General features: G+C 69.4%; 27 protein-coding genes. 24 read left to right on the top strand and 3 right to left on the bottom strand.

Annotated features, from left to right (window positions below; all coding sequences use genetic code 11):
* The first annotated feature begins 1 nt into the window (after position 1).
* The 15 genes from rplP to map all read left to right on the top strand — a co-directional run bounded on the left by rplP (position 2) and on the right by map (position 8247).
* Entirely contained in the window at positions 2-421 is a 420-nt protein-coding gene (gene rplP, locus ITJ69_RS00875) for a 50S ribosomal protein L16 (protein ID WP_111083465.1), read from the top strand.
* On the top strand, positions 421-741 hold the full coding sequence (gene rpmC / locus ITJ69_RS00870) for a 50S ribosomal protein L29 (RefSeq protein ID WP_111083464.1): 321 nt from the start codon (positions 421-423) through the stop codon (positions 739-741). The genes rplP and rpmC overlap by 1 nt, the downstream gene beginning before the upstream one ends.
* A complete protein-coding gene (gene rpsQ, locus ITJ69_RS00865) occupies positions 741-1025 on the top strand; it encodes a 30S ribosomal protein S17 (protein ID WP_111083463.1) in 285 nt (94 codons plus the stop codon). Before rpmC ends, rpsQ begins: the two co-directional genes overlap by 1 nt.
* Positions 1026-1056: 31 nt before the next feature.
* Positions 1057-1425, top strand: a complete 369-nt coding sequence (rplN, locus tag ITJ69_RS00860; RefSeq protein WP_111083462.1) for a 50S ribosomal protein L14 — start codon at positions 1057-1059, stop codon at positions 1423-1425.
* 3 nt (positions 1426-1428) lie between these two features.
* Positions 1429-1788, top strand: a complete 360-nt coding sequence (gene rplX, locus ITJ69_RS00855; protein WP_111083461.1) for a 50S ribosomal protein L24 — start codon at positions 1429-1431, stop codon at positions 1786-1788.
* On the top strand, positions 1788-2381 hold the full coding sequence (gene rplE / locus ITJ69_RS00850) for a 50S ribosomal protein L5 (RefSeq protein WP_111083460.1): 594 nt from the start codon (positions 1788-1790) through the stop codon (positions 2379-2381). Before rplX ends, rplE begins: the two co-directional genes overlap by 1 nt.
* A gap of 153 nt (positions 2382-2534) precedes the next feature.
* Positions 2535-2933, top strand: a complete 399-nt coding sequence (gene rpsH / locus ITJ69_RS00845; RefSeq protein WP_017885519.1) for a 30S ribosomal protein S8 — start codon at positions 2535-2537, stop codon at positions 2931-2933.
* A gap of 6 nt (positions 2934-2939) precedes the next feature.
* Positions 2940-3476, top strand: coding sequence for a 50S ribosomal protein L6 (gene rplF, locus ITJ69_RS00840; protein ID WP_111083459.1), 537 nt, complete (start codon positions 2940-2942; stop codon positions 3474-3476).
* Between the two features lie 2 nt (positions 3477-3478).
* Entirely contained in the window at positions 3479-3853 is a 375-nt protein-coding gene (rplR, locus tag ITJ69_RS00835; protein WP_031259041.1) for a 50S ribosomal protein L18, read from the top strand.
* Positions 3850-4704: a 30S ribosomal protein S5 gene (rpsE, locus tag ITJ69_RS00830; RefSeq protein WP_123936959.1), complete on the top strand. Its 855-nt coding sequence runs from the start codon at positions 3850-3852 to the stop codon at positions 4702-4704. Before rplR ends, rpsE begins: the two co-directional genes overlap by 4 nt.
* A complete protein-coding gene (gene rpmD, locus ITJ69_RS00825; protein ID WP_173168934.1) occupies positions 4704-4889 on the top strand; it encodes a 50S ribosomal protein L30 in 186 nt (61 codons plus the stop codon). The genes rpsE and rpmD overlap by 1 nt, the downstream gene beginning before the upstream one ends.
* Positions 4886-5350: a 50S ribosomal protein L15 gene (gene rplO / locus ITJ69_RS00820; protein ID WP_027466723.1), complete on the top strand. Its 465-nt coding sequence runs from the start codon at positions 4886-4888 to the stop codon at positions 5348-5350. Before rpmD ends, rplO begins: the two co-directional genes overlap by 4 nt.
* A 147-nt stretch (positions 5351-5497) precedes the next feature.
* Positions 5498-6820, top strand: a complete 1323-nt coding sequence (gene secY, locus ITJ69_RS00815) for a preprotein translocase subunit SecY (RefSeq protein WP_111083457.1) — start codon at positions 5498-5500, stop codon at positions 6818-6820.
* Entirely contained in the window at positions 6817-7407 is a 591-nt protein-coding gene (locus ITJ69_RS00810; protein ID WP_123339470.1) for an adenylate kinase, read from the top strand. Before secY ends, ITJ69_RS00810 begins: the two co-directional genes overlap by 4 nt.
* Before the next feature lie 6 nt (positions 7408-7413).
* Positions 7414-8247: a type I methionyl aminopeptidase gene (map, locus tag ITJ69_RS00805; protein ID WP_159571785.1), complete on the top strand. Its 834-nt coding sequence runs from the start codon at positions 7414-7416 to the stop codon at positions 8245-8247.
* Between the two features lie 241 nt (positions 8248-8488).
* On the opposite strand, the gene ITJ69_RS00800 is transcribed toward map, so the two are convergent.
* The gene (locus tag ITJ69_RS00800; RefSeq protein WP_185094111.1) at positions 8489-9775 is read right to left on the bottom strand and encodes an LCP family protein; all 1287 of its coding nucleotides are present in this window, start codon (positions 9773-9775) and stop codon (positions 8489-8491) included.
* Positions 9776-10069: 294 nt separating this feature from the next.
* On the opposite strand from ITJ69_RS00800, the gene infA reads away from it, so the two are divergent.
* The 8 genes from infA (at position 10070) to ITJ69_RS00760 (ending at position 17790) form a co-directional block, all read left to right on the top strand.
* On the top strand, positions 10070-10291 hold the full coding sequence (gene infA / locus ITJ69_RS00795; RefSeq protein ID WP_017885509.1) for a translation initiation factor IF-1: 222 nt from the start codon (positions 10070-10072) through the stop codon (positions 10289-10291).
* A gap of 70 nt (positions 10292-10361) precedes the next feature.
* Positions 10362-10478 carry a 50S ribosomal protein L36 gene (gene rpmJ / locus ITJ69_RS00790; protein WP_071276701.1) on the top strand — a complete coding sequence of 39 codons (117 nt, stop codon included), beginning with the start codon at positions 10362-10364 and terminating at the stop codon, positions 10476-10478.
* A gap of 186 nt (positions 10479-10664) precedes the next feature.
* Positions 10665-11039: a 30S ribosomal protein S13 gene (gene rpsM, locus ITJ69_RS00785; protein ID WP_058728274.1), complete on the top strand. Its 375-nt coding sequence runs from the start codon at positions 10665-10667 to the stop codon at positions 11037-11039.
* 9 nt (positions 11040-11048) lie between these two features.
* Positions 11049-11447, top strand: a complete 399-nt coding sequence (gene rpsK / locus ITJ69_RS00780) for a 30S ribosomal protein S11 (protein ID WP_017885507.1) — start codon at positions 11049-11051, stop codon at positions 11445-11447.
* Positions 11448-11637: 190 nt separating this feature from the next.
* Complete coding sequence (locus ITJ69_RS00775; protein ID WP_071259847.1) at positions 11638-12633, top strand: DNA-directed RNA polymerase subunit alpha; 996 nt, start codon at positions 11638-11640, stop codon at positions 12631-12633.
* A gap of 63 nt (positions 12634-12696) precedes the next feature.
* Positions 12697-13266 carry a 50S ribosomal protein L17 gene (gene rplQ, locus ITJ69_RS00770; protein ID WP_123293149.1) on the top strand — a complete coding sequence of 190 codons (570 nt, stop codon included), beginning with the start codon at positions 12697-12699 and terminating at the stop codon, positions 13264-13266.
* Between the two features lie 157 nt (positions 13267-13423).
* Positions 13424-14542, top strand: coding sequence for an FUSC family protein (locus tag ITJ69_RS00765; protein ID WP_123293150.1), 1119 nt, complete (start codon positions 13424-13426; stop codon positions 14540-14542).
* Between the two features lie 41 nt (positions 14543-14583).
* Positions 14584-17790 (top strand): BTAD domain-containing putative transcriptional regulator, encoded by a 3207-nt coding sequence (locus tag ITJ69_RS00760; protein ID WP_194671733.1) that lies wholly within the window; start codon positions 14584-14586, stop codon positions 17788-17790.
* Between the two features lie 10 nt (positions 17791-17800).
* On the opposite strand, the gene ITJ69_RS00755 is transcribed toward ITJ69_RS00760, so the two are convergent.
* The gene (locus ITJ69_RS00755; RefSeq protein ID WP_134194345.1) at positions 17801-18634 is read right to left on the bottom strand and encodes an ABC transporter permease; all 834 of its coding nucleotides are present in this window, start codon (positions 18632-18634) and stop codon (positions 17801-17803) included.
* Complete coding sequence (locus ITJ69_RS00750) at positions 18631-19644, bottom strand: ATP-binding cassette domain-containing protein (RefSeq protein ID WP_123293153.1); 1014 nt, start codon at positions 19642-19644, stop codon at positions 18631-18633. The genes ITJ69_RS00755 and ITJ69_RS00750 overlap by 4 nt, the downstream gene beginning before the upstream one ends.
* 175 nt (positions 19645-19819) lie before the next feature.
* On the opposite strand from ITJ69_RS00750, the gene truA reads away from it, so the two are divergent.
* On the top strand, positions 19820-20707 hold the full coding sequence (gene truA, locus ITJ69_RS00745) for a tRNA pseudouridine(38-40) synthase TruA (RefSeq protein WP_323742869.1): 888 nt from the start codon (positions 19820-19822) through the stop codon (positions 20705-20707).
* Positions 20708-20767: the final 60 nt, after the last annotated feature.

Below are 20767 nucleotides of genomic sequence, written 5' to 3'. Positions count from 1 at the left end.
CATGCTTATTCCCCGTCGAGTCAAGCACCGTAAGCAGCACCACCCGAAGCGTTCGGGTCAGGCAACCGGTGGTACCAAGGTCAGCTTCGGCGACTACGGCATCCAGGCCCTCACCCCGGCGTACGTGACCAACCGTCAGATCGAGTCCGCTCGTATCGCCATGACGCGTCACATCAAGCGTGGCGGCAAGGTCTGGATCAACATCTACCCGGACCGTCCGCTCACGAAGAAGCCGGCTGAGACCCGCATGGGTTCCGGTAAGGGCTCGCCCGAGTGGTGGGTCGCCAACGTCAAGCCGGGTCGTGTGCTCTTCGAGCTCTCCGGCGTCACCGAGGACATCGCCCGTGAGGCGCTGACCCGTGCAATCCACAAGCTGCCCCTCAAGGCACGCATCATCAAGCGCGAGGAGGGCGACGCATAATGGCGATCGGTTCCAAGGAGCTCCGTCCGACGGAGCTCGACACGTTCGAGAACGAGCGTCTCGCTGACGAGCTGAAGAAGGCCAAGGAGGAACTCTTCAACCTCCGCTTCCAGTCGGCCACCGGCCAGCTGGAGAGCCACGGTCGTCTCCGTGCCGTCAAGCGCGACATCGCTCGCATCTACACCGTCCTCCGCGAGCGCGAGCTCGGCATCCGTGCCACTCCCGCGCCCGTCGAGACCGCCACCAAGGCCAAGAAGACGACGAAGAAGGCTGACAAGCCGGCTGAGTCGACCGAGGCCGAGACCGCCGAGGAGAAGTAATGGCGAACGAAGAGAAGACCTCCGCCGCCCTCACTCGCGGCTACCGCAAGACGCGTCGCGGCTACGTGACCAGCGACAAGATGGACAAGACCATCGTGGTCGAGGTCGAGGACCGCGTGAAGCACGCGCTCTACGGCAAGATCATCCGTCGCACGTCCAAGGTGAAGGCCCACGACGAGCTCGGCACCGCTGGTGTCGGCGACCTCGTCGTGATCAGCGAGACCCGTCCCCTCAGCGCTTCCAAGCGCTGGCGCCTGGTCGAGATCCTCGAGAAGGCCAAGTAGGCCTCGGCCTGCTTCGGAATAGGAGACAGCAGTGATTCAGCAGGAATCCCGCCTGAAGATCGCCGACAACACGGGTGCCAAGGAGATCTTGACCATCCGCGTGCTCGGTGGTTCGGGTCGTCGCTACGCCGGTCTCGGTGACGTCATCGTCGCCACGGTGAAGGACGCCATCCCCGGCGGCAACGTGAAGAAGGGTGACGTCGTGAAGGCGGTCATCGTTCGCACCAAGAAGGAGACCCGTCGTCAGGACGGCTCCTACATCAAGTTCGACGAGAACGCGGCAGTGATCCTCAAGGCCGACGGCGACCCGCGCGGCACGCGCATCTTCGGTCCGGTCGGTCGCGAGCTCCGTGACAAGAAGTTCATGAAGATCATCTCGCTCGCGCCGGAGGTGCTGTAAGCCATGGCGAACATCAAGAAGGGTGACCTCGTCCAGGTCATCACGGGCGCGACGCAGGAGCGTGGCGGCGACCGTGGCAAGCAGGGCAAGGTCATCGAGGTCCTCAAGGACAAGCAGCGCGTCGTCGTCGAGGGCGTGAACTTCGTCACGAAGCACGTCCGCGTCGGCCAGACGCAGCGCGGCTCGAAGACGGGTGGCATCGAGAAGCACGAAGCCTCGATCCACGTGTCCAACGTCGCTCTCGTCGACCCGAAGACGAAGAAGCCGACCCGCGTCGGCTTCCGTACCGAAGAGGTGGAGAAGGGCGGGGTCAAGAAGACCGTCCGTGTCCGCTACGCCAAGAAGTCAGGTGAAACGCTCTGATGACTGACACGACTGCAACGACTGAGGCCCCCAAGGCCCAGCCGCGCCTCAAGCAGAAGTACAAGGACGAGATCAAGGCCACGCTCACCGAGCAGTTCGGCTACGCGAACGTCAACCAGGTCCCCGGCCTGGTCAAGGTCGTCGTGAACACCGGTGTCGGCGAGGCCGCTCGCGACTCGAAGATCATCGAGGGGGCCATCAAGGACCTCACGGCGATCACGGGTCAGAAGCCCCAGGTCAACATCGCTCGCAAGTCCATCGCGCAGTTCAAGCTGCGCGAGGGTCAGGCGATCGGTGCGCACGTCACCCTCCGTGGTGACCGCGCCTGGGAGTTCCTCGACCGCCTGATCTCCCTCGCACTGCCCCGCATCCGCGACTTCCGCGGTCTCAGCGACAAGCAGTTCGACGGGAACGGCAACTACACGTTCGGTCTCTCGGAGCAGTCCGTGTTCCACGAGATCGACCAGGACCGGATCGACCGTGTCCGCGGCTTCGACATCACTGTCGTCACCACCGCGAAGACGGACGACGAGGGACGCGCGCTGCTCCGTCAGCTCGGCTTCCCGTTCCGCTCCAACGAGCAGACGGTCTAAACTACTTCGGGCGGTGCGGGCCGGAGGATCCACGTCCTCCGGCCCGCACGCACGAACACACCGATCCTGGGGAACCGCCCCGGGATCACTCGATCGCTCAGGTCGGCATTCGTGGAACGGGTGTCGAAACCAGGCGAGAAATGGACGAACATCATGACGATGACCGATCCGGTCGCAGACATGCTGACCAGATTGCGGAACGCGAACTCCGCGCACCACGACGCCGTCGCGCTCCCGAGCTCCAAGCTCAAGAAGAACATCGCCGACATCCTCAAGCGTGAGGGCTACATCAGCGAGTGGAAGGTGGAGGACGCCCGAGTCGGGCAGACCCTCACCATCGACCTGAAGTACGGCCCCGAGCGCGAGCGTTCGATCGCCGGCATCAAGCGCGTGTCGAAGCCGGGCCTCCGGGTCTACGCGAAGTCGACGGAGATCCCCCAGGTCCTCGGTGGCCTCGGCGTGGCGATCCTCTCGACCTCGTCCGGCCTGCTGACCGACCGCGAAGCCGAGCAGAAGGGCGTGGGTGGGGAAGTCCTCGCCTACGTGTGGTGATCGACAATGTCACGAATCGGACGTCTTCCCATCGACATCCCCGCCGGCGTGACCGTCTCCGTTGACGGTCAGAGCGTGGCGGTCAAGGGCCCGAAGGGCGAGCTCGCGCTCGTCATCGCGGAGCCCATCCAGGCCAAGGTCGAGGAGAACCAGGTTCTCGTCACCCGTCCGGACGACGAGCGCGAGTCGCGTTCGCTCCACGGCCTGACCCGTACCCTCATCGCCAACAACATCATCGGCGTGACCCAGGGCTACACCAAGGGCCTCGAGGTCGTCGGCACCGGTTACCGCGTGCAGGCGAAGGGCTCGAACCTCGAGTTCGCGCTCGGGTACTCCCACTCGATCACGGTCGAGCCGCCCGCGGGCATCAGCTTCGCGGTCGAGGGCAACAACAAGGTCACGGTCGCCGGCATCGACAAGCAGGCAGTCGGCGAAGTGGCGGCGAACATCCGGAAGCTCCGGAAGCCCGAGCCGTACAAGGGCAAGGGTGTCCGTTACGCCGGCGAGAACGTGCGCCGCAAGGCCGGAAAGTCAGGTAAGTGATCATGGGACTCCTCAAGACACGAGGCAAGAGCAAGGCGGCCGCCAAGGCGCGTCGTCACAACCGTCTCCGCAAGAAGATCACCGGCACCGAGGCTCGTCCCCGTCTCGCCGTCACCCGCTCGTCGCGTCACGTGTTCGTGCAGGTCATCGACGACGCGAAGGGTCACACCCTCGCAAGCGCCTCGACGATGGAGGCAGACCTCCGCTCGTTCGACGGCGACAAGACCGCCAAGGCCCGTCGCGTCGGTGAGCTCCTCGCCGAGCGCGCGAAGTCGGCTGGCGTCGAGGCCGTGGTCTTCGACCGCGGTGGCAGCAAGTACGCCGGTCGCGTCGCCGCGATCGCCGATGGTGCCCGTGAAGGAGGGCTGAACCTGTGAGCGACAACGCGAACACCAACGAAGACGCCAAGACCGAGGCCGTCGAGGCCACGGACGCCGTCGAGACCACCGAGGCGAGCACGGAGGCCCCCGAGGCCACCGAAGCGACCGCTGAGGGCACCGAGGCAACTGCTGAGGGCACCGACACCGCCGCGAAGGGCAAGGAGGCGGAGGCACCTGCCGTCGCCGAGCGTCCCGTCGAGACCGCTGCCGGTTCCGCATCGAACAACCGCGACTCGGCTGACAACCGTGGCCGTCGTGGTGGCGGTCGTGACCGTCAGCAGGGCCGCGACCGCAACAACCGCGGTGGCGACAGCCAGTTCCTCGAGCGCGTGGTGACCATCAACCGCGTGTCGAAGGTCGTCAAGGGTGGTCGTCGCTTCAGCTTCACGGCGCTCGTCGTCGTGGGTGACGGCAACGGCCTCGTGGGCGTCGGCTACGGCAAGGCCAAGGAGGTCCCCACGGCGATCTCCAAGGGTGTCGAAGAGGCGAAGAAGAACTTCTTCCGCGTCCCCCGCGTCGGCAACACCATCCCGCACCCCGTGCAGGGTGAAGCCGCTGCTGGCGTCGTCCTCCTGCGTCCGGCTGGCCCGGGTACCGGTGTCATCGCCGGTGGTCCCGTCCGCGCCGTGCTCGAGTGCGCCGGCATCCACGACGTCCTGAGCAAGTCGCTCGGTTCGTCGAACACCATCAACATCGTGCACGCGACCGTCGAGGCTCTGAAGCAGCTCGAGGAGCCCCGCGCCGTCGCGAGCCGTCGTGGCCTCGACGTCGAGCGGGTCGTCCCGGCTCGTCTGCTCCAGGCTGAGGCCGCAGCACTGCGTGCCGCGACCGAGAAGGCAGGTGCGTGATGGCGACGCTGAAGATCACGCAGATCAAGTCCGTTATCAGCGAGAAGCAGTACCAGCGCGACACGCTCCGCAGCCTGGGTCTCAAGCGCATCGGCCGTACGGTCGAGCGTGAGGACAACGCCCAGAACCGCGGGTACATCGCAACGGTGGCGCACCTCGTGAAGGTCGAGGAGGTCGACGCATGAGCGACGAGAAGAACGAGCGCGTGCAGGTGCTGAAGCTGCACCACCTCCGCCCCGCAGAGGGCGCCAAGAAGGACCGCACCCGTGTGGGTCGCGGTGAGGGCTCGAAGGGCAAGACCGCTGGGCGTGGTACCAAGGGCACGAAGGCCCGTTACCAGGTCCGGGTCGGCTTCGAGGGTGGGCAGATGCCGCTGCACATGCGCACCCCGAAGCTCCGCGGGTTCAAGAACCCGTTCCGGGTCGAGTACCAGGTCGTGAACCTGGACAAGATCTCGGAGCTCTACCCCGATGGTGGCGACGTCACCGTTGCGGGCCTGGTCGCCAAGGGCGCCGTCCGCAAGAACGAGAAGGTCAAGGTTCTCGGTCAGGGTGACATCACCGTGAAGATCACGGTCACGGTCGACAAGGTCTCGGCGTCCGCCGCCGAGAAGATCGTGGCTGCTGGCGGCACCGTCTCCCAGTAACCCCCGTCGGCGGCCCGTGCGTTTGCGCACGGGCCGCCGTTACGGTTTCCTTGACAGTGGCCGGCATCCGCCAGCCTGGTCGGCCCTGCCGACCGACACCGGAACGGCCGCGATCGACGGCCCCGGTCCCAGAAGTTCGGAGTCCTCGTGTTCAGAGCGGTCGCGCGCATCATGCGCACCCCTGATCTTCGCAAGAAGATCGGCTTCACCCTCGCGATCATCGCGCTGTTCCGCCTCGGGTCGTACATCCCGGCACCGTTCGTCGACTACGCGGCCGTGCAGAGCTGTCTCGCCAGCGCCTCGTCGTCCGGCGGTCTCTACGACCTGATCAACCTGTTCTCCGGCGGCGCGCTGCTGAAGCTCTCGGTCTTCGCGCTCGGCATCATGCCGTACATCACGTCGTCGATCATCGTGCAGCTCCTGCGCGTGGTCATCCCGCACTTCGACTCCCTCTACAAGGAGGGCCAGTCCGGTCAGGCGAAGCTGACGCAGTACACGCGCTACCTCACGATCGCGCTGGGCGTGCTGCAGTCCACCACCCTGATCACGGTCGCCCGCTCGGGTGCCCTCTTCGGCACGAACGCGTCGTCCTCCTGCTCGTCGATCATCTCGAACGACAGCTGGTACGCGATCATGCTCATGGTCGTCACGCTGACCGCCGGTACCGGCCTCATCATGTGGATGGGCGAGCTCGTCACCGAGCGCGGCATCGGCAACGGCATGTCGCTCCTCATCTTCACGTCGATCGCGGCGCAGTTCCCGTCGGCGCTCTGGGCCATCGAGCAGTCGCAGTCGTTCGAGCTCTTCCTGTTCGTCATCCTGGTCGGACTGGTCATCATGATGGCCGTCGTGTTCGTCGAGCAGTCGCAGCGGCGGATCCCGGTCCAGTACGCCAAGCGCATGGTCGGCCGACGCACGTACGGCGGCAACAACACGTACATCCCGATCAAGGTGAACATGGCCGGCGTCGTGCCCGTCATCTTCGCGTCGTCGCTGCTGTACCTGCCGGCTCTGGTCGCGCAGTTCAACAAGCCCTCCGACGGCTCCGAGCCCGCGGCGTGGGTCACCTGGATCGAGAACAACCTCGTCTCCGGCGACAACCTGTTCTACATGGTGCTGTACTTCCTGCTCATCGTCGGGTTCACGTACTTCTACGTGGCGATCACCTTCAACCCTGAAGAGGTCGCCGACAACATGAAGAAGTACGGCGGGTTCATCCCCGGCATCCGTGCCGGTCGTCCGACCGCCGAGTACCTCGACTACGTCCTCACCCGGGTGACGCTGCCCGGCTCGCTCTACCTCGGTTTCATCGCGCTCATCCCGCTGGCAGCACTGGCGCTGTTCGGCGCGAACCAGAACTTCCCGTTCGGTGGCGCGAGCATCCTGATCATCGTGGGTGTCGGTCTCGAGACCGTGAAGCAGATCGACTCGCAGCTGCAGCAGCGTCACTACGAAGGGCTTCTCCGTTGAGCGCACGTCTCATCATCGTCGGACCCCCCGGAGCGGGGAAGGGCACCCAGGCCGGACGGATCGCCGAGTCCTTCGGGATCCCGGCGGTCTCGACGGGCGACATCTTCCGCAAGAACGTCGCAGAGGGCACGCCGCTCGGTGTGCAGGCCAAGGCGATCATGGACGCCGGCGACTACGTGCCGGACTCCCTGACGAACGAGCTCGTGAAGTCGCGCCTGAACGAGGCCGACGCAGCCGAGGGGTTCCTGCTCGACGGGTACCCCCGCACGGTCGGGCAGGTCGAGTACCTCGACGCGCTGCTCGCCGAGCAGGGCACCGGGATCGACGCGGTCGTGCAGCTCGTCGCCGACCAGGACGAGCTCGTCGGCCGGTTGCTCAAGCGTGCCGAGCAGCAGGGCCGCAGTGACGACAACGAGGAGACGATCCGTCGTCGCCAGCAGGTCTACACCGAGCAGACCGCCCCGATCGTCGGCGCCTACGGCGAGCGCGGTCTCGTCCTCGACGTCGACGGCCTCGGCGCGATCGACGAGGTCGGCGACCGCATCCAGGCCGCGCTGTCGGCTCGCGGGCTCACCGCGGGCGTCTGACCCGGCGTGGTCCGCTTCCGCAAGCCCTCGATCTACAAGACGCCGGACGAGCTCCGCGCCATGGTGCGACCCGGGCTGCTGACCGCCGAGGCGCTCGACGCCGTGCGTGCGGCGATCCGTCCCGGCATCACGACCGGTGAGCTCGACGCGATCGCCGAGCGGACGATCCGGGCCGGCGGCGGGATCCCGAACTTCCAGCTCGTGCCGGGCTACCGGCACACGCTGTGCGTGTCCGTGAACGACGAGATCGTGCACGGCATCCCCGGTGACCGCCTGCTCGCTCCCGGTGACATCGTGTCGGTGGACGCCGGTGCCGAGGTCGACGGCTGGAACGGCGACAGCGCGTTCACCACGGTCGTCCCCGGTGGTGACGCCGAGGTGTCCGCGGCGCGCCAGACCCTCTGCGACACCACGGAGCGATCGCTCTGGCACGGCATCGCGGCGCTCGCCCACGCGAAGAACCTGCACGAGGTCGGTTCCGCGGTCGAGGACGCGATCGACGAGACCGGCGCCTGGGGCATCGTCGAGGACTACACGGGGCACGGCATCGGTCGCTCCATGCACGAGGACCCGCCGGTCTTCAACTACCGCGTCCGCGGTGCCGGTCCGGCGGTGAAGCCCGGCCTGGTGGTGGCCATCGAGCCGATGGTCACCGCGGGCACGATCGACAGCTCGACGGACGACGACGACTGGACCGTCCGCACGATGGACGGCGGGGATGCCGCGCACTGGGAGCACAGCGTCGCGGTGCACGCCGACGGCGTGTGGGTCCTGACGGCCGCCGACGGCGGCGCTGCGGGCCTGGCCCCGCTGGGCGTGACGCCCGTCCCGATCCCGTAGGACGGGCCTCCAGTCCGACACGCCACTACCGGCCGCACACCCCGACCGGGAGGCTCGGCGCAGCTCCGTCCCGCAGCGCGCGCTCGGCGGTCCCACGTCCACGGCCGCGCGAGACGCCGTCGTCGTGCGGAGACGCCGGCAAGACGCCGAGGCGCCGGCAAGACGCCGAGACGCCGTCGGATCCGGCGGCGTCTCGTGCGTTCGGGGGCGTCGTGCCAGGACGACGGCGTCTGGGGTGCGGTCAGTTGCCGACGGAGCAGGTCTGCTCGGAGGCGCTCTGTCCGGTGATCGACGAGGGCAGCGGGGTCGACGTCGCCGTGCTCGTGGCCGACGAGCTCGGTGCGGACGACGTGCCCGACGATGCGCCGCTCGACGCGGGCGACGACGCCGTGTCGGACGGCGTGGTGCCGGTCGACGGTGCGGTCGTCGCGGTGCCCCCGGCGGTCGGTGACTCCTCGGATGCGCGCCCGGTGCTCGAGTCGCTCAGCGAGGACTTCACGTCGTTCTGCAGCGCCACGTTGAGCGTGTGGGCGGTCTCCTGGTCGACGATCACCCGCGCGCTGTCGTCGGGGTCGTCGGCGACGGGGTACTGCACGAAGAGCATGTTGGCGGTGCTCATGCCGCGCAGTGCCGAAGCGAGGCCGACGAGGGTGCGGGTCTGGGCCAGGCCGTCGGACAGCGTCATGTTCGACAGGGCCGCGCCGGCGAGCTTGTAGAGCGTGATGGGGTTCGACAGGGTGCCGTCGGAGGTGACCTTGCGGAGCAGCGCCGACAGGAACACCTGCTGCGAGCTGATCCGGGCCAGGTCGCTGCCGTCGCCGACGCCGTGGCGGGTGCGCAGGAACGCGAGGGCGTCGGAGCCCTCGAGGTTGTGCGAGCCGGCGGTGAGGTGCAGACCGGTGAAGGTGTCGTCGATGGGCTCCGCGACGCAGACGTCGACGCCGCCCAGCGCGTTCGACATCTCGATCACGCCGTCGAAGGTGATGAGCCCGGCGTAGGGGATGCTCAGGCCGGTGAGGTTCTCGACGGTGTCGACGACGCACGAGACGCCACCGTTGCCGAGCGCCGTGTTGAACATGGCGGAGGTCGAGGCCGGGTAGGTCGTCCCGCTCGCGGGGTTGGTGCAGGCCGGGATCGGGACCATCAGGTCGCGGGGGAAGCTGACCGCGGTGAGCTGCTGGTGGTCCTCGGAGATGTGGATGAGCATCGTGACGTCGTTGCGGGCGCCCTCGACGTCCTCGTCGGAGTCGAACTGTCCGACGCGGGTGTCGCTGCCGATGAGCAGGATGTTCGCCCCGCCCTTGATCGCCGTGATGTCGGCGGTCTTCGCGGTGCTCTGGTCGTCGGTGCTGAGCTGCACGGTCTGCGGTGCGGTCGCCAGCTGGGCGCCGGCGATGGCGGCGACGCTCGTCCCGCTCACGAGCACGACGGCCAGCGCCGAGGCCACGACGGTCACGAGTGTGGTCCAGCCGCGACGGCGGGCCTGCTTGCCGTGTGCGGCGAAGGGGCGTCGTGTGGCGTCGGGCACGTGGTCTCCGTTCGGTGGTCCGCGCAGGGTACGTGGGCGGCGGACGTGGCTGCGGAGCAACGCTACGGTCCGGGCACAAGCTCCGGCCCGGAGCACGCCGTCAAACCACTGTGGAACACTCAGGCGTGCTCGCGGAAGCCCCAGGTGAGGGGGCGTGCCGCGCCTGCACTTGGCAATTGCGGGTTTACCACATAAGATCGATCTTTGGTGTGTCATGCCCTCTCGGGTGTGGCGACCGACCCGCAGACCGGTTCGGGGATCACACCTGTTCCACAACCAAGCGACAGTGAGGCTATGGCCAAGAAAGACGGCGTCATCGAGATCGAAGGCTCGGTGCTCGAAGCTCTGCCCAACGCGATGTTCCGCGTTGAGCTGACGAACGGACACAAGGTCCTCGCGCACATCTCCGGGAAGATGCGCCAGCACTACATCCGCATCCTCCCCGAGGACCGCGTGATCGTGGAGCTGAGCCCGTACGACCTGACCCGCGGCCGGATCGTCTACCGCTACAAGTGATCCGCGAGCTGGAAAGGAACGGCTCGGCAATCCTGCCGCGCACGAAGCCAGCGAGCACGAGGAAAGAACAATGAAGGTCAACCCCAGCGTCAAGCCCATGTGCGAGCACTGCCGAGTGATCCGCCGCAAGGGCCGCGTCATGGTGATCTGCAAGAGCAACCCGCGTCACAAGCAGCGCCAGGGCTAGTCCCGGGCGCGTGACCGGCGCCGACGCTGTCCCTCGGACAGCAGGCTGCTCGAGCACGACCCACAACTGAAGATCGACAACGCAGTACCAGAACCCGGTCGCACGACGGCCGGGGGACACCTCGGGTCGGAGGCCCGGGCACCGGTACTGCTCCACACCTCCATCGACAACAGGAGCAGCCATCACATGGCACGTCTAGCAGGCGTCGACATCCCGCGCGAGAAGCGCGTGGAGATCGCACTCACGTACATCTACGGCGTCGGCCGTACCCGCGCGGTCCAGGCACTCGCCGAGACCGGTATCTCCGGTGACATCCGCGTCAAGGACCTGACCGACGACCAGCTCGTCGCCCTCCGTGACTTCATCGAGGGCAACTTCAAGGTGGAGGGTGACCTCCGCCGCGAGGTGGCAGCCGACATCCGTCGCAAGGTCGAGATCGGTAGCTACGAGGGTCTTCGCCACCGTCGTGGTCTCCCGGTGCGCGGTCAGCGCACCAAGACCAACGCGCGTACCCGCAAGGGACCGAAGCGCACCGTGGCAGGCAAGAAGAAGGCTCGATAGGAGACCCCGATGGCTACCCCCAAGACTGCCGCGCGCAAGCCGCGCCGCAAGGAGAAGAAGAACGTCGCAGTGGGCCAGGCCCACATCAAGAGCACGTTCAACAACACGATCGTCAGCATCACCGACCCGTCGGGTGCCGTCCTCAGCTGGGCGTCCTCGGGTGCCGTGGGCTTCAAGGGTTCGCGCAAGTCGACGCCGTTCGCGGCGCAGCTCGCCGCCGAGTCCGCTGCGCGTCAGGCGCAGGAGCACGGCGTCAAGAAGGTCGACGTCTTCGTGAAGGGTCCGGGTTCGGGCCGCGAGACCGCGATCCGTTCGCTCCAGGCCGCTGGCCTCGAGGTCGGTTCGATCAACGACGTCACTCCGCAGGCGCACAACGGTTGCCGCCCGCCGAAGCGTCGTCGCGTCTGACGCGAGGAGCAACCGGCCGCGCCCTGCTCGTCCCCTGACGGGGTCGGGCAGGGCCCGCGGCCATTCCTGGTCGTTCGATCGCGCACATCGGTGCGCGTGATCACAACTCAACAGACCCGTCGGGGCCCACGCGGCCCCGTCGTACCGCCAAGTGTCATATAGCGGACACTTCGCCGAAAGGAATCCCACAGTGCTCATTGCACAGCGCCCCACCCTGACCGAGGAGTCGATCTCCGAGCACCGCTCGCGCTTCGTCATCGAGCCGCTCGAGCCGGGCTTCGGTTACACCCTCGGCAACTCGCTGCGCCGCACGCTCCTCTCCTCGATCCCCGGCGCGGCTGTCACCAGCATCCGCATCGACGGTGTCCTCCACGAATTCAGCACCGTTCCCGGTGTGAAGGAAGACGTCACCGAGATCATCCTCAACATCAAGAGCCTCGTCGTCTCCAGCGAGCACGACGAGCCGATCACCGCGTACCTGCGCAAGCAGGGTGCCGGTCAGGTCACCGCAGCGGACATCTCCGCTCCGGCCGGCGTCGAGATCCACAACCCGGAACTCGTCATCGCGACCCTGAACGACACCGCGCGGTTCGAGCTCGAGCTCACGATCGAGCGCGGCCGCGGCTACGTCTCGGCCACGCAGAACCGTTCCGAGTTCTCCGAGGCCGGTCAGATCCCGATCGACTCGATCTACTCGCCGGTCCTCAAGGTCACCTACCGCGTCGAGGCGACGCGTGCCGGTGAGCGCACGGACTTCGACCGCCTGGTCGTCGACGTCGAGTCGAAGCCGGCGATCACGCCGCGCGACGCCATCGCGTCGGCCGGTCGCACGCTGGTCGAGCTGTTCGGGCTCGCTCGCGAGCTCAACACGGCCGCAGAGGGCATCGAGATCGGCCCCGCGCCGGTCGACGCTGTCCTGTCGAACGAGCTGCAGACCCCGATCGAGGACCTCGACCTGTCGGTCCGCAGCTACAACTGCCTGAAGCGCGAGGGCATCAACACGGTGTCCGAGCTCGTCGCCCTGTCGGAGACGCAGCTCATGAACATCCGCAACTTCGGTCAGAAGTCGGTGGACGAGGTCAAGGACAAGCTCACCGAGCTCGGCCTGTCCCTCAAGGACACCGTCCCCGGATTCGACGGCGCCCACTTCTACAGCGGGTACGACGAGGACGAGTCCAACAACTGATCTCGCGCTCACGCGCAAGCGCGCTGACACCGCGCGCACCACTTTCACCACTGGAGAACTGACATGCCGAAGCCCACCAAGGGCCCCCGCCTCGGTGGCGGTCCCGCTCACGAGCGCCTGCTCCTGAGCAACCTCGCCAACGCCCTCTTCACGCACGGCCGCATCACGACCACCGAGACGAAGGCCAAGCGCCTCCGTCCGGTCGCCGAGCGGCTCATCACGTTCGCGAAGCGCGGCGACCTGCACGCTCGTCGTCGGGTCATCGCGACCCTGCGCGACAAGTCCGTCGTGCACACGCTGTTCACGGAGATCGCCCCGCAGGTCGAGGACCGTCAGGGCGGTTACACCCGCATCACGAAGCTCGGCTTCCGCAAGGGCGACAACGCCCCGCTGGCGTCGATCGAGCTCGTCCTCGAGCCGGTGTCGGGCACGCCCGCCCCGGTGAAGCGCACCGCGGCTCCGGCCGCCGCCGCTCCGGTCGAGGAGCCGGCTGCCGACGAGACCACCGAGGAGGCCCCGGTCGAGGCGACCGAGACCACCGAGGAGTCCGCGCCGGTCGAGTCGGAGACCGAGACCGAGGCTGCCGCCGAGGTCGAGGCCGACGCCGCCGAGAAGAGCGACGACACCAAGTAGGACCCCGCGTCACCACGAAGCCCCCGCGACCCAGGTCGCGGGGGCTTCGTCGCGTTCGGGAGCGCTACCCCTGCTCCCCGACGTCCGGAGAACGCAGGACCGTCGCCTTCCCAGTGGGCGCCCCGTAGCGTGTCCGCCCGACAGGGAGAGTCACCACATGGAGTTCCAACACATCGCGGGCGTCGGTCGCCGCGCGTGGCGGTGGAGCCGCACGTCCGGCACGCAGCCGCGACTGCTGCACGCAGCCAAGGCCGCCGGCGCCGCGGCACTGGCCTGGTTCATCGCCAGGCACGTGCCCGGGGTCGCGTCCGACTACCCGTACTACGCACCGCTCGGGGCGATCGTCGCGATGCAGACGACGGTCTACGCGGGGCTGCGCAACGGCATCCAGACGCTCGTCGGCATCCTGCTCGGCATCGCCGTCGCGGGCTTCACGATGATCGTGGGCGACCCGGGGATCCTCGCCGTGGCCCTGGCGGTCGGCATCGGCGTGCTCGTCGGCGGGTTCCGGGTGCTCGGCGAGGGCAGCACCTGGGTCTCGACGGCGGCGTTGTTCGTGCTGCTCGTCGGCGGGGCGAACGCCGAAGGCTACTCGTTCGGGTACCTGGTGCAGATGGGCGTCGGCGTCGTCGTCGGCCTGCTCGTGAACTTCCTGGTGTTCCCACCGCTGCACTTCTGGGACGCCGAACGTCGGATCGACGAGGTGAACGCCGTGTTGGCCGAGCACCTCGAGGGGCTCGCGCGCGTGCTGGAGACCGGCAAACGCGACGAGGACGCCTGGAACCGGCAGCAGGACAAGCTCGACCGTGCGATCGCCGACGTGCGCGCGCGGGTGTCCGTCGCGCACGAGAGCCGGAAGATCAACCCCCGCGGGGCGCTCCGCGGGTCACGGGCTCGGCTCCAGCAGGACGGGGCACGCTTCCGGGCGCTCGAACGGGTCGCCTGGTACACGACGGACCTCACCGAGCTCGTCGCCCGGTCGGGTCCGGTGTCGGCGAACATCGGGCGTCCGGATCCGGCGTTCACCGAGCCCCTCACGGAGGCGCTCCGTCAGCTCGCGTGCATGATCCGCGGGGAGTGCCCCGAGGACGAAGGCGACAAGGCGATCGAGCGACTCGAGCAGGCGCTCGACGCTTCGCGCGAGAACCCCTCGCACGTCGCGGTGACGGCGTCCGCGCTCGTGGCACTCCGCGGCATCGTGGAGTCCGAGCGCCGTGCGACGGACAACCTCGACACCCGCACGGGGCCGTCGGCGTTCCACCGTCCGCGCGGCTGACGCGAGGACCCCGTGACACCGGCGCTCCGTAGACTCGCACCGTGACCGTCCCGCCCCGAATCAACGTCCTCGGACCGGTCACGGTGACGGGTGCGGACGGCCGGCAGTCGCCGGTGCCCGGTGCGCTCGCTCGGTCGTTCGTGACGGCGCTGGTACTCGCGCGCGGCCACGCCCTGACCACCGAGTCCCTGATCGACGACCTCTGGCCGGACGTGCAGCCGCGGGGTGCCCGTGCAGCGCTGCAGACGCTCGTGTCCCGACTGCGCCGGAGCGTGGCGGACGGCCTCGTGGTGTCGACGAGCACCGGGTACGCGTTGGGCGGCGGTCCCGAGGACGTCGACCTCGCCCGTGCCGAGCGTGCGGTGGGCGAGGCGGAGCCGGCAGCGGTCCGTGCGGCCCTCGACCTCTGGCGTGGTGAACCGGGCGCCGACGTCGACGGCGACCTGGGCGCCGCACTCGCGGACCGAGCGGCAGCGCTCCGGCGGACACTCCGGCGCGCGCTCGGCGGCGCACTGCTCGACGAGGGCGACGCCGACGAGGCCGCCGCACTCTGGGCGGCGGAGGCCGTCGCCAACCCCTACGACGAGGTCGCGGTCGCCGGTTCGATGCGTGCCCTCGCCGCGGCGGGCCGCACGAGCGAGGCCCTGGCCGCCTTCGCGGCGCACCGTGACCGCCTCGCCGACGAACTCGGCGCCGACCCCTCGGCCGACCTCGTCCGCCTCAACGCCGAGTTGCTGCGTCGGTCCGGCCCCGCCACGGGCAGCGTCCGCCGCGTCGGCCTGCGTGCTGCGCCGAACACGTTGGTCGGGAGGGAGGCCGACCTCGCCGCCGTCTCGGACCTGCTGTCCGCCGGACGGCTGGTCACGATCCTCGGTGCGGGTGGGCTGGGGAAGACCCGCCTCGCGCAGGCGGTCGCCGCCGGCCTGCCGCCGACACAGGGCGTCGTCGTGTTCGAGCTCGCGCCGCTCGCCACGGCCGACGACATCGTGCCGGCCCTCGGCGCGCTGCTCGGGATCGCCGAGTTCCGCTCCACCAGGTCGCTCCGGGACGCCGTCGCGGCCGACCTGCGCACCCGCGTCGTGCGGGCACTCGCCGACGGGCCGACCGTGCTCGTCCTGGACAACTGCGAACACCTGGTGGCCGAGGTCGCCGCCTTCGCCGCGGACCTGCTCGCGACCGTGCCCGAGCTGCGGATCCTGACGACGTCGCGCGCGCCGCTCGCCATCGCCGGCGAGGTCGTGGCTCCCCTCGCGCCCCTGCCCGTCGAGGCCGACGGGGCAGCCGTCCGGCTGTTCACCGAGCGGGCGCGGGCCGCACGACCCGGAGCCGTGCTGCCGGTGGACGCGGTGCGCCGGATCTGCACGCGGCTCGACGGGTCACCGCTGGCCATCGAGCTCGCGGCTGCACGCATCCGGGGGATGAGCACCGACGAGATCGAGCGCCGGCTGGACGACCGGTTCGCGCTGCTGCGCGGCGGCGACCGGAGCGCCCCGGAGCGGCACCGCACCCTGCTCGCCGTGATCGAGTGGAGCTGGCGCCTGCTCGACGACGGGGCCCAGGACCTGTTGACCCGGCTGGCGCTCTTCCCGGACGGACTCGCGGTCGATGCGGTCGAGGCCGTCGCGGCCCCGGACCGCAGGGCCGACGCGCTCGACGACCTCGCCGAGCTCGTGGAGCAGTCGCTCGTGCAGCTCGTCGAGCACGAGGGCGAGCCCGTGCGGTACCGGCTGCTCGAGACGGTGCGGGAGTTCGGTGCGGCCCGGCTGGGGGACCGCGGCGCCACCGAGGACGTCCGTGCGGCCATGATCAGCTGGGGCCGTGGGTTCGCGGCCGAGCGCAACCTGCTCACGATCACGGGTTCCGCCCAGCTCGAGCGGTTCCGCGAGGTCGCCCGCGAATCCGACAACCTCGTCACGCTGCTCCGCTGGAGCCTGGCAGCCGACGACACCGCGGCGGTCGCGCACCTGTTCGCGGCCCTCGGCGGCTACTGGTCGCTGCGCGGGGCCCACGGCGAGGTCGTCGCACTCGGCCCCGAGGTCGTCCCGGTCCTGCGCCGTACCGGACCGGCGACCGCGGACCGTGCCGCGACCGTGCTCGGACTCGTCGTCACCGGCGGGTCGTCCGCGTTCAGCGACAAGCGCACCGCAGCCCTGGCCGTGTCGACCCTGCGCCGCGTGATGCGCGACGGCACCACCGGGTTCGCGGTGCTCGACGCCCAGGCAGCGCTGCTCCTCACCCTGGGGCGACCGGCCGACGGGTACGCCCTGCTCGCCCGCTACCGCGACGACCCGGAGCCCGGGGTCGCCTGCCTGGCGAACATGCTCAGCGCGCCGCTCGCCGAGAACGACGGGGAGTCCGCCGTCGCCCTGCGGTACGCGACCCGCGCCGAGACGCTCTCGCGGTCGAGCGACGACGCCTGGACCACCGGGTCGATCGCCGTCACCATGACCCAGCTCCTGGCGCAGACCGGCCGGCACGCCGACGCCCTGCGGTCCGCCGAGGTCGCCCGCGAGCAACTCGAACGGTTCGGGGCCGACGACGACCTGTACGAGATCGGCTGGACCGTCGGCCTCTGCGCCGCGAGCACCGGCGACGTCGTGCGTGCCCGGCAGGTCGCCGACGACCTGCAGCACCGTCCGGTCGAGGCCCGCGGCGGGTTCGACGAGGACCGGGTGCAGATCGGCGTGCTCGCGATGGCCATCGGTGCGGAGTGCTCGCGCTGGGAAGGAGCCCTCGACGACGCGGCGGCGGAGTACGCCCGCGCCTGGGACTCCGTGCTGCCCCTGCGGAAGCAGACGCCGCACTGGACGCTCATGGCGGGCTCGGCGCGGATCGCGGCGCGGGACGAGGCGGCGGTGCGCCGGTCCGACGGAGCCGCGCCGGGCCTCCCGGTCGACGACGTGGCGGTCGCGAGACGCCTGCGCGTCGGTGCGCTCGTGATGCTCCGCGTCCACCCGTGGTGGCTGGACCTGCCCGTGATCGGGACCGCCCTGCTCGGCCTGGCGCTCGCCGCCGCCCGTGACGGACAGCCGGAGCACGCCGCTCGCTGCTGGGGGCTGGCGACCCGACTCGGTTCGCGGCAGGACTTCGGTGTGCTCGCGCACCCACGGATGCGGTCGGTGCTGGCCGACGCCCTCGGCGACGCGGTGCTGGCGGACGCCGAGACGGCCTCGGCCGGATCGAACCGGACCGAGGCCGTCTCGGAGGCGCGGCTCCTGCTCGAGGAGCTGCGGTTCCGCGTGCGCTGACCGGCGCCCGTCAGGCCTTCCGCATGTACGCGCGGACCGTCAGTGGCGCGAACACCGCGACCACGACCGCTGCGCCGAGCAGGCTGATCCAGAGGTCGACGCCCACCGTGCCGTGGTTCACGAGCTCGCGGACCGCCGTGATGAGGTGCGAGATCGGGTTCACCTCGGAGAACCAGCGCAGCCAGTCCGGCAGGGTGTCCGCCGGCACGAACGCGTTCGACAGGAACGTCAGCGGGAACAGCACCATGTTGGAGATGCCGGAGACGCTCGACGCCGTCCGCGCGACGACGCCGAAGTAGGCGAAGATCCAGCTGATCGCCCACGCGACGACGATGACCAGCAACCCGGCCAGGACGACCGCACCGAAGCCGCCGGCCGGACGCAGACCCATGATGATGCCGACCGTGAAGGTGATCGTCGTGGCGATCGCGTACCGGACGGTGTCGGCGAGCAGCGCACCCGCGAGCGGGGCGATCCGGGCGATGGGCAGGGACTTGAAGCGGTCGAAGACGCCCTTGTCCATGTCCTCGCGCAGCTGCACGCCGGTGACGATCGACGACGTGATGTTCGTCTGGACCAGGATGCCGGGGATGATGATCGGCAGGTAGCTCGCGACGTCACCCGCGATCGCACCACCGAAGATGTACGTGAACATCACGGTGAAGATGATCGGCATCAGGGTGACGTCGAACAGCTGCTCCGGGGTGCGCCGGACCTTGATCAGCCCGCGGTACGCCATCGTGAGCGACTGCCGGACGGTGGCGCCGAGGCCGGTCGCACCGACGCCGGGGCGCGGGGTGATCCGGGGAGCAGCGGTGCCCGTGGTGGTGGTGAGGGTGGTCATGCGATGCTCCCTGCGAGTTCGCGGTCGGTGCTGTCGTTGTCGTCGTCGGTGCCGTCGTCGTCGGTGGTCGCCGGTGCGCCGGTGATCGTCAGGAAGACCTCGTCGAGGGTGGGCTTCTGCACGCTCATCTCGGCGAGGGTGATGCCGGCCTCGCGGAACGACACCAGCAGGTCCGTCACGCGGTCGGGGTCCGACATCGGTGCGGTGAGACGCGAGCCCTCGGGGCTGGCCACCGCGTCGACACCGAGGGTGTTCCGGACGATCGTGCGCGCGGCGTCGAGCCGGAGCGCATCGGTCAGGCGGAGCTGCAGCGACGAACTGCCGATCGAGGCCTTCAGCTCGTCGCTCGTGCCCTCGGCGACGACCTTGCCGTGGTCGATGACCGCGATGCGGTCGGCGAGCTGGTCCGCTTCATCCAGGTACTGCGTCGTCAGCAGCACCGTCGAACCCGTCGCCACGAGCTCGCGGATGGTGTCCCACATCTGCGCACGGGTGCGGGGGTCGAGCCCCGTCGTCGGCTCGTCGAGGAAGATCAGCGGCGGCTGCGCGATGAGGCTCGCAGCCAGGTCGAGCCTGCGACGCATGCCACCGGAGAAGCCCTTGAGCGGGCGTGACGCGGCCTCGGTCAGCCCGAAGCGTTCGAGCAGTTCCACGGCCTTCCGCTTCGCGTCCGCGCGGGACAGCCCGAGCAGGCGCGCGAAGATCACCAGGTTCTCGGTCGCGCTGAGCGTCTCGTCGACGCTGGCGTACTGACCGGTCACCCCGATCAGGGTGCGGACCGTCTGCGCCTCGCGCCGGACGTCGTGCCCGAAGATCCGGGCCTCGCCGCCGTCCGCCTTGAGCAGGGTCGCGAGCATGGAGATGGTGGTGGTCTTGCCGGCGCCGTTGGGACCGAGCACGCCGTAGACCGTGCCGGCCTCCACACGGAGGTCGACACCGTCCACTGCGCGGTTCGTCCCGAAGGTCTTCACGAGGCCGGAGGCCTCCACCGCGAGCGGTGTCGTGGTCATCGAAATGTCCTTTCGTAGATGTCGAGGACGATGGTGCCGCGGGGCGCTCACGCGGCACTGACGTGGCGCTGACACCGGTGGACAGCGCGCGTCAGCGGCGCAGCGGCCTTCGGTTGCGTAAACGGGTGTCCGCCGGCTGCCGGGAGGCGCGGTGCGGCCCCGGTACGGTGGTCGCGTGGACGAGACGGCGGGCCCGCAGAGCGGCGGCGAGGTTGCCGGGATCCGGCTGCGGCTGGACATCGCGTACGACGGGGCCGCGTTCTCCGGGTGGGCCCGGCAGCCCGGGCTGCGGACCGTGCAGGGCGCGCTCGAGGCCGCCCTCGCCACCGTCTTCACCCGGTGGGGCGAGCCGCCACTGCTCACCGTCGCCGGACGCACCGACGCCGGCGTGCACGCCACCGGGCAGGTCTCCCACCTCGACCTCTCCGCCGAGCAGTGGGACGCGCTCAGCGCCAAACGCGGCACGGGGCGCTCGCCGCTGGACGGGCTCGTCAAACGCGTGAACGGCATCGCGGCACCCGAGGGCGACGTCGTCGTCACCCGGGCGTCGGTCGCACCCGACGGGTTCGACGCACGGTTCTCGCCGCTCTGGCGACGGTACGAGTACCGGATCGCGGACGCCGACGCCCCGCGCGATCCACGTCGGCGCGGGCACACGGTCTGGCACGGGGCGAGCCTCGACCCGGCAGCGATGGAGCGCGGTGCGCTGACGCTGTTGGGGCTGCACGACTTCGCGACGTTCTGCAAGCCGCGCGAGGGCGCGACGACCATCCGGACGTTGCAGGAGTTCCGCTGGGACCGCGAGCCGGACGGCGTGCTGGTGGCGCGCCTCCAGGCCGATGCGTTCTGCCACTCCATGGTGCGCGCGATGGTGGGGGCGACCATCGCCGTCGGCGAGGGACGGTTCGGGCCGGAACGGCTCGAGGAGCTCCGCGTCGCCGAGACGCGGACGAGCGCGTTCAAGACGGCGCCGGCGAAGGGGCTGACGCTGACCGAGGTGGGGTACCCGGCCGACGAGGAGCTCGCGGGGCGGGCGGAGCAGACGCGGGCGCGGCGGGAGTGAACGCCCGGTCCTGATGTTGCCGAACGCAATCATTTACCTCGACGCAACCTGAGGGACTCC

It is taken from the genome of Curtobacterium sp. VKM Ac-2887 (assembly GCF_015350935.1).
GTDB lineage: Bacteria > Actinomycetota > Actinomycetes > Actinomycetales > Microbacteriaceae > Curtobacterium.
Note: the sequence above shows the minus strand (reverse complement) of the source record. Positions and strands in the feature narration are given on the sequence as shown.

Bases quoted from the DNA above. Each gene is read 5' to 3' on its own strand.
- rpsK (WP_017885507.1), top strand. From the start codon at position 11,049: ATGGCTACCCCCAAGACTGCCGCGCGCAAGCCGCGCCGCAAGGAGAAG.
- rplQ (WP_123293149.1), top strand. From the start codon at position 12,697: ATGCCGAAGCCCACCAAGGGCCCCCGCCTCGGTGGCGGTCCCGCTCAC.
- rpsH (WP_017885519.1), top strand. From the start codon at position 2,535: ATGACGATGACCGATCCGGTCGCAGACATGCTGACCAGATTGCGGAAC.
- rpmD (WP_173168934.1), top strand. From the start codon at position 4,704: ATGGCGACGCTGAAGATCACGCAGATCAAGTCCGTTATCAGCGAGAAG.
- rpsM (WP_058728274.1), top strand. From the start codon at position 10,665: ATGGCACGTCTAGCAGGCGTCGACATCCCGCGCGAGAAGCGCGTGGAG.
- rpmJ (WP_071276701.1), top strand. From the start codon at position 10,362: ATGAAGGTCAACCCCAGCGTCAAGCCCATGTGCGAGCACTGCCGAGTG.
- rplF (WP_111083459.1), top strand. From the start codon at position 2,940: ATGTCACGAATCGGACGTCTTCCCATCGACATCCCCGCCGGCGTGACC.
- ITJ69_RS00765 (WP_123293150.1), top strand. From the start codon at position 13,424: ATGGAGTTCCAACACATCGCGGGCGTCGGTCGCCGCGCGTGGCGGTGG.
- rpmC (WP_111083464.1), top strand. From the start codon at position 421: ATGGCGATCGGTTCCAAGGAGCTCCGTCCGACGGAGCTCGACACGTTC.
- rplO (WP_027466723.1), top strand. From the start codon at position 4,886: ATGAGCGACGAGAAGAACGAGCGCGTGCAGGTGCTGAAGCTGCACCAC.
- ITJ69_RS00750 (WP_123293153.1), bottom strand. From the start codon at position 19,644: ATGACCACGACACCGCTCGCGGTGGAGGCCTCCGGCCTCGTGAAGACC.
- rplP (WP_111083465.1), top strand. From the start codon at position 2: ATGCTTATTCCCCGTCGAGTCAAGCACCGTAAGCAGCACCACCCGAAG.
- infA (WP_017885509.1), top strand. From the start codon at position 10,070: ATGGCCAAGAAAGACGGCGTCATCGAGATCGAAGGCTCGGTGCTCGAA.
- rplE (WP_111083460.1), top strand. From the start codon at position 1,788: ATGACTGACACGACTGCAACGACTGAGGCCCCCAAGGCCCAGCCGCGC.
- rplX (WP_111083461.1), top strand. From the start codon at position 1,429: ATGGCGAACATCAAGAAGGGTGACCTCGTCCAGGTCATCACGGGCGCG.
- rpsQ (WP_111083463.1), top strand. From the start codon at position 741: ATGGCGAACGAAGAGAAGACCTCCGCCGCCCTCACTCGCGGCTACCGC.
- ITJ69_RS00755 (WP_134194345.1), bottom strand. From the start codon at position 18,634: ATGACCACCCTCACCACCACCACGGGCACCGCTGCTCCCCGGATCACC.
- rplR (WP_031259041.1), top strand. From the start codon at position 3,479: ATGGGACTCCTCAAGACACGAGGCAAGAGCAAGGCGGCCGCCAAGGCG.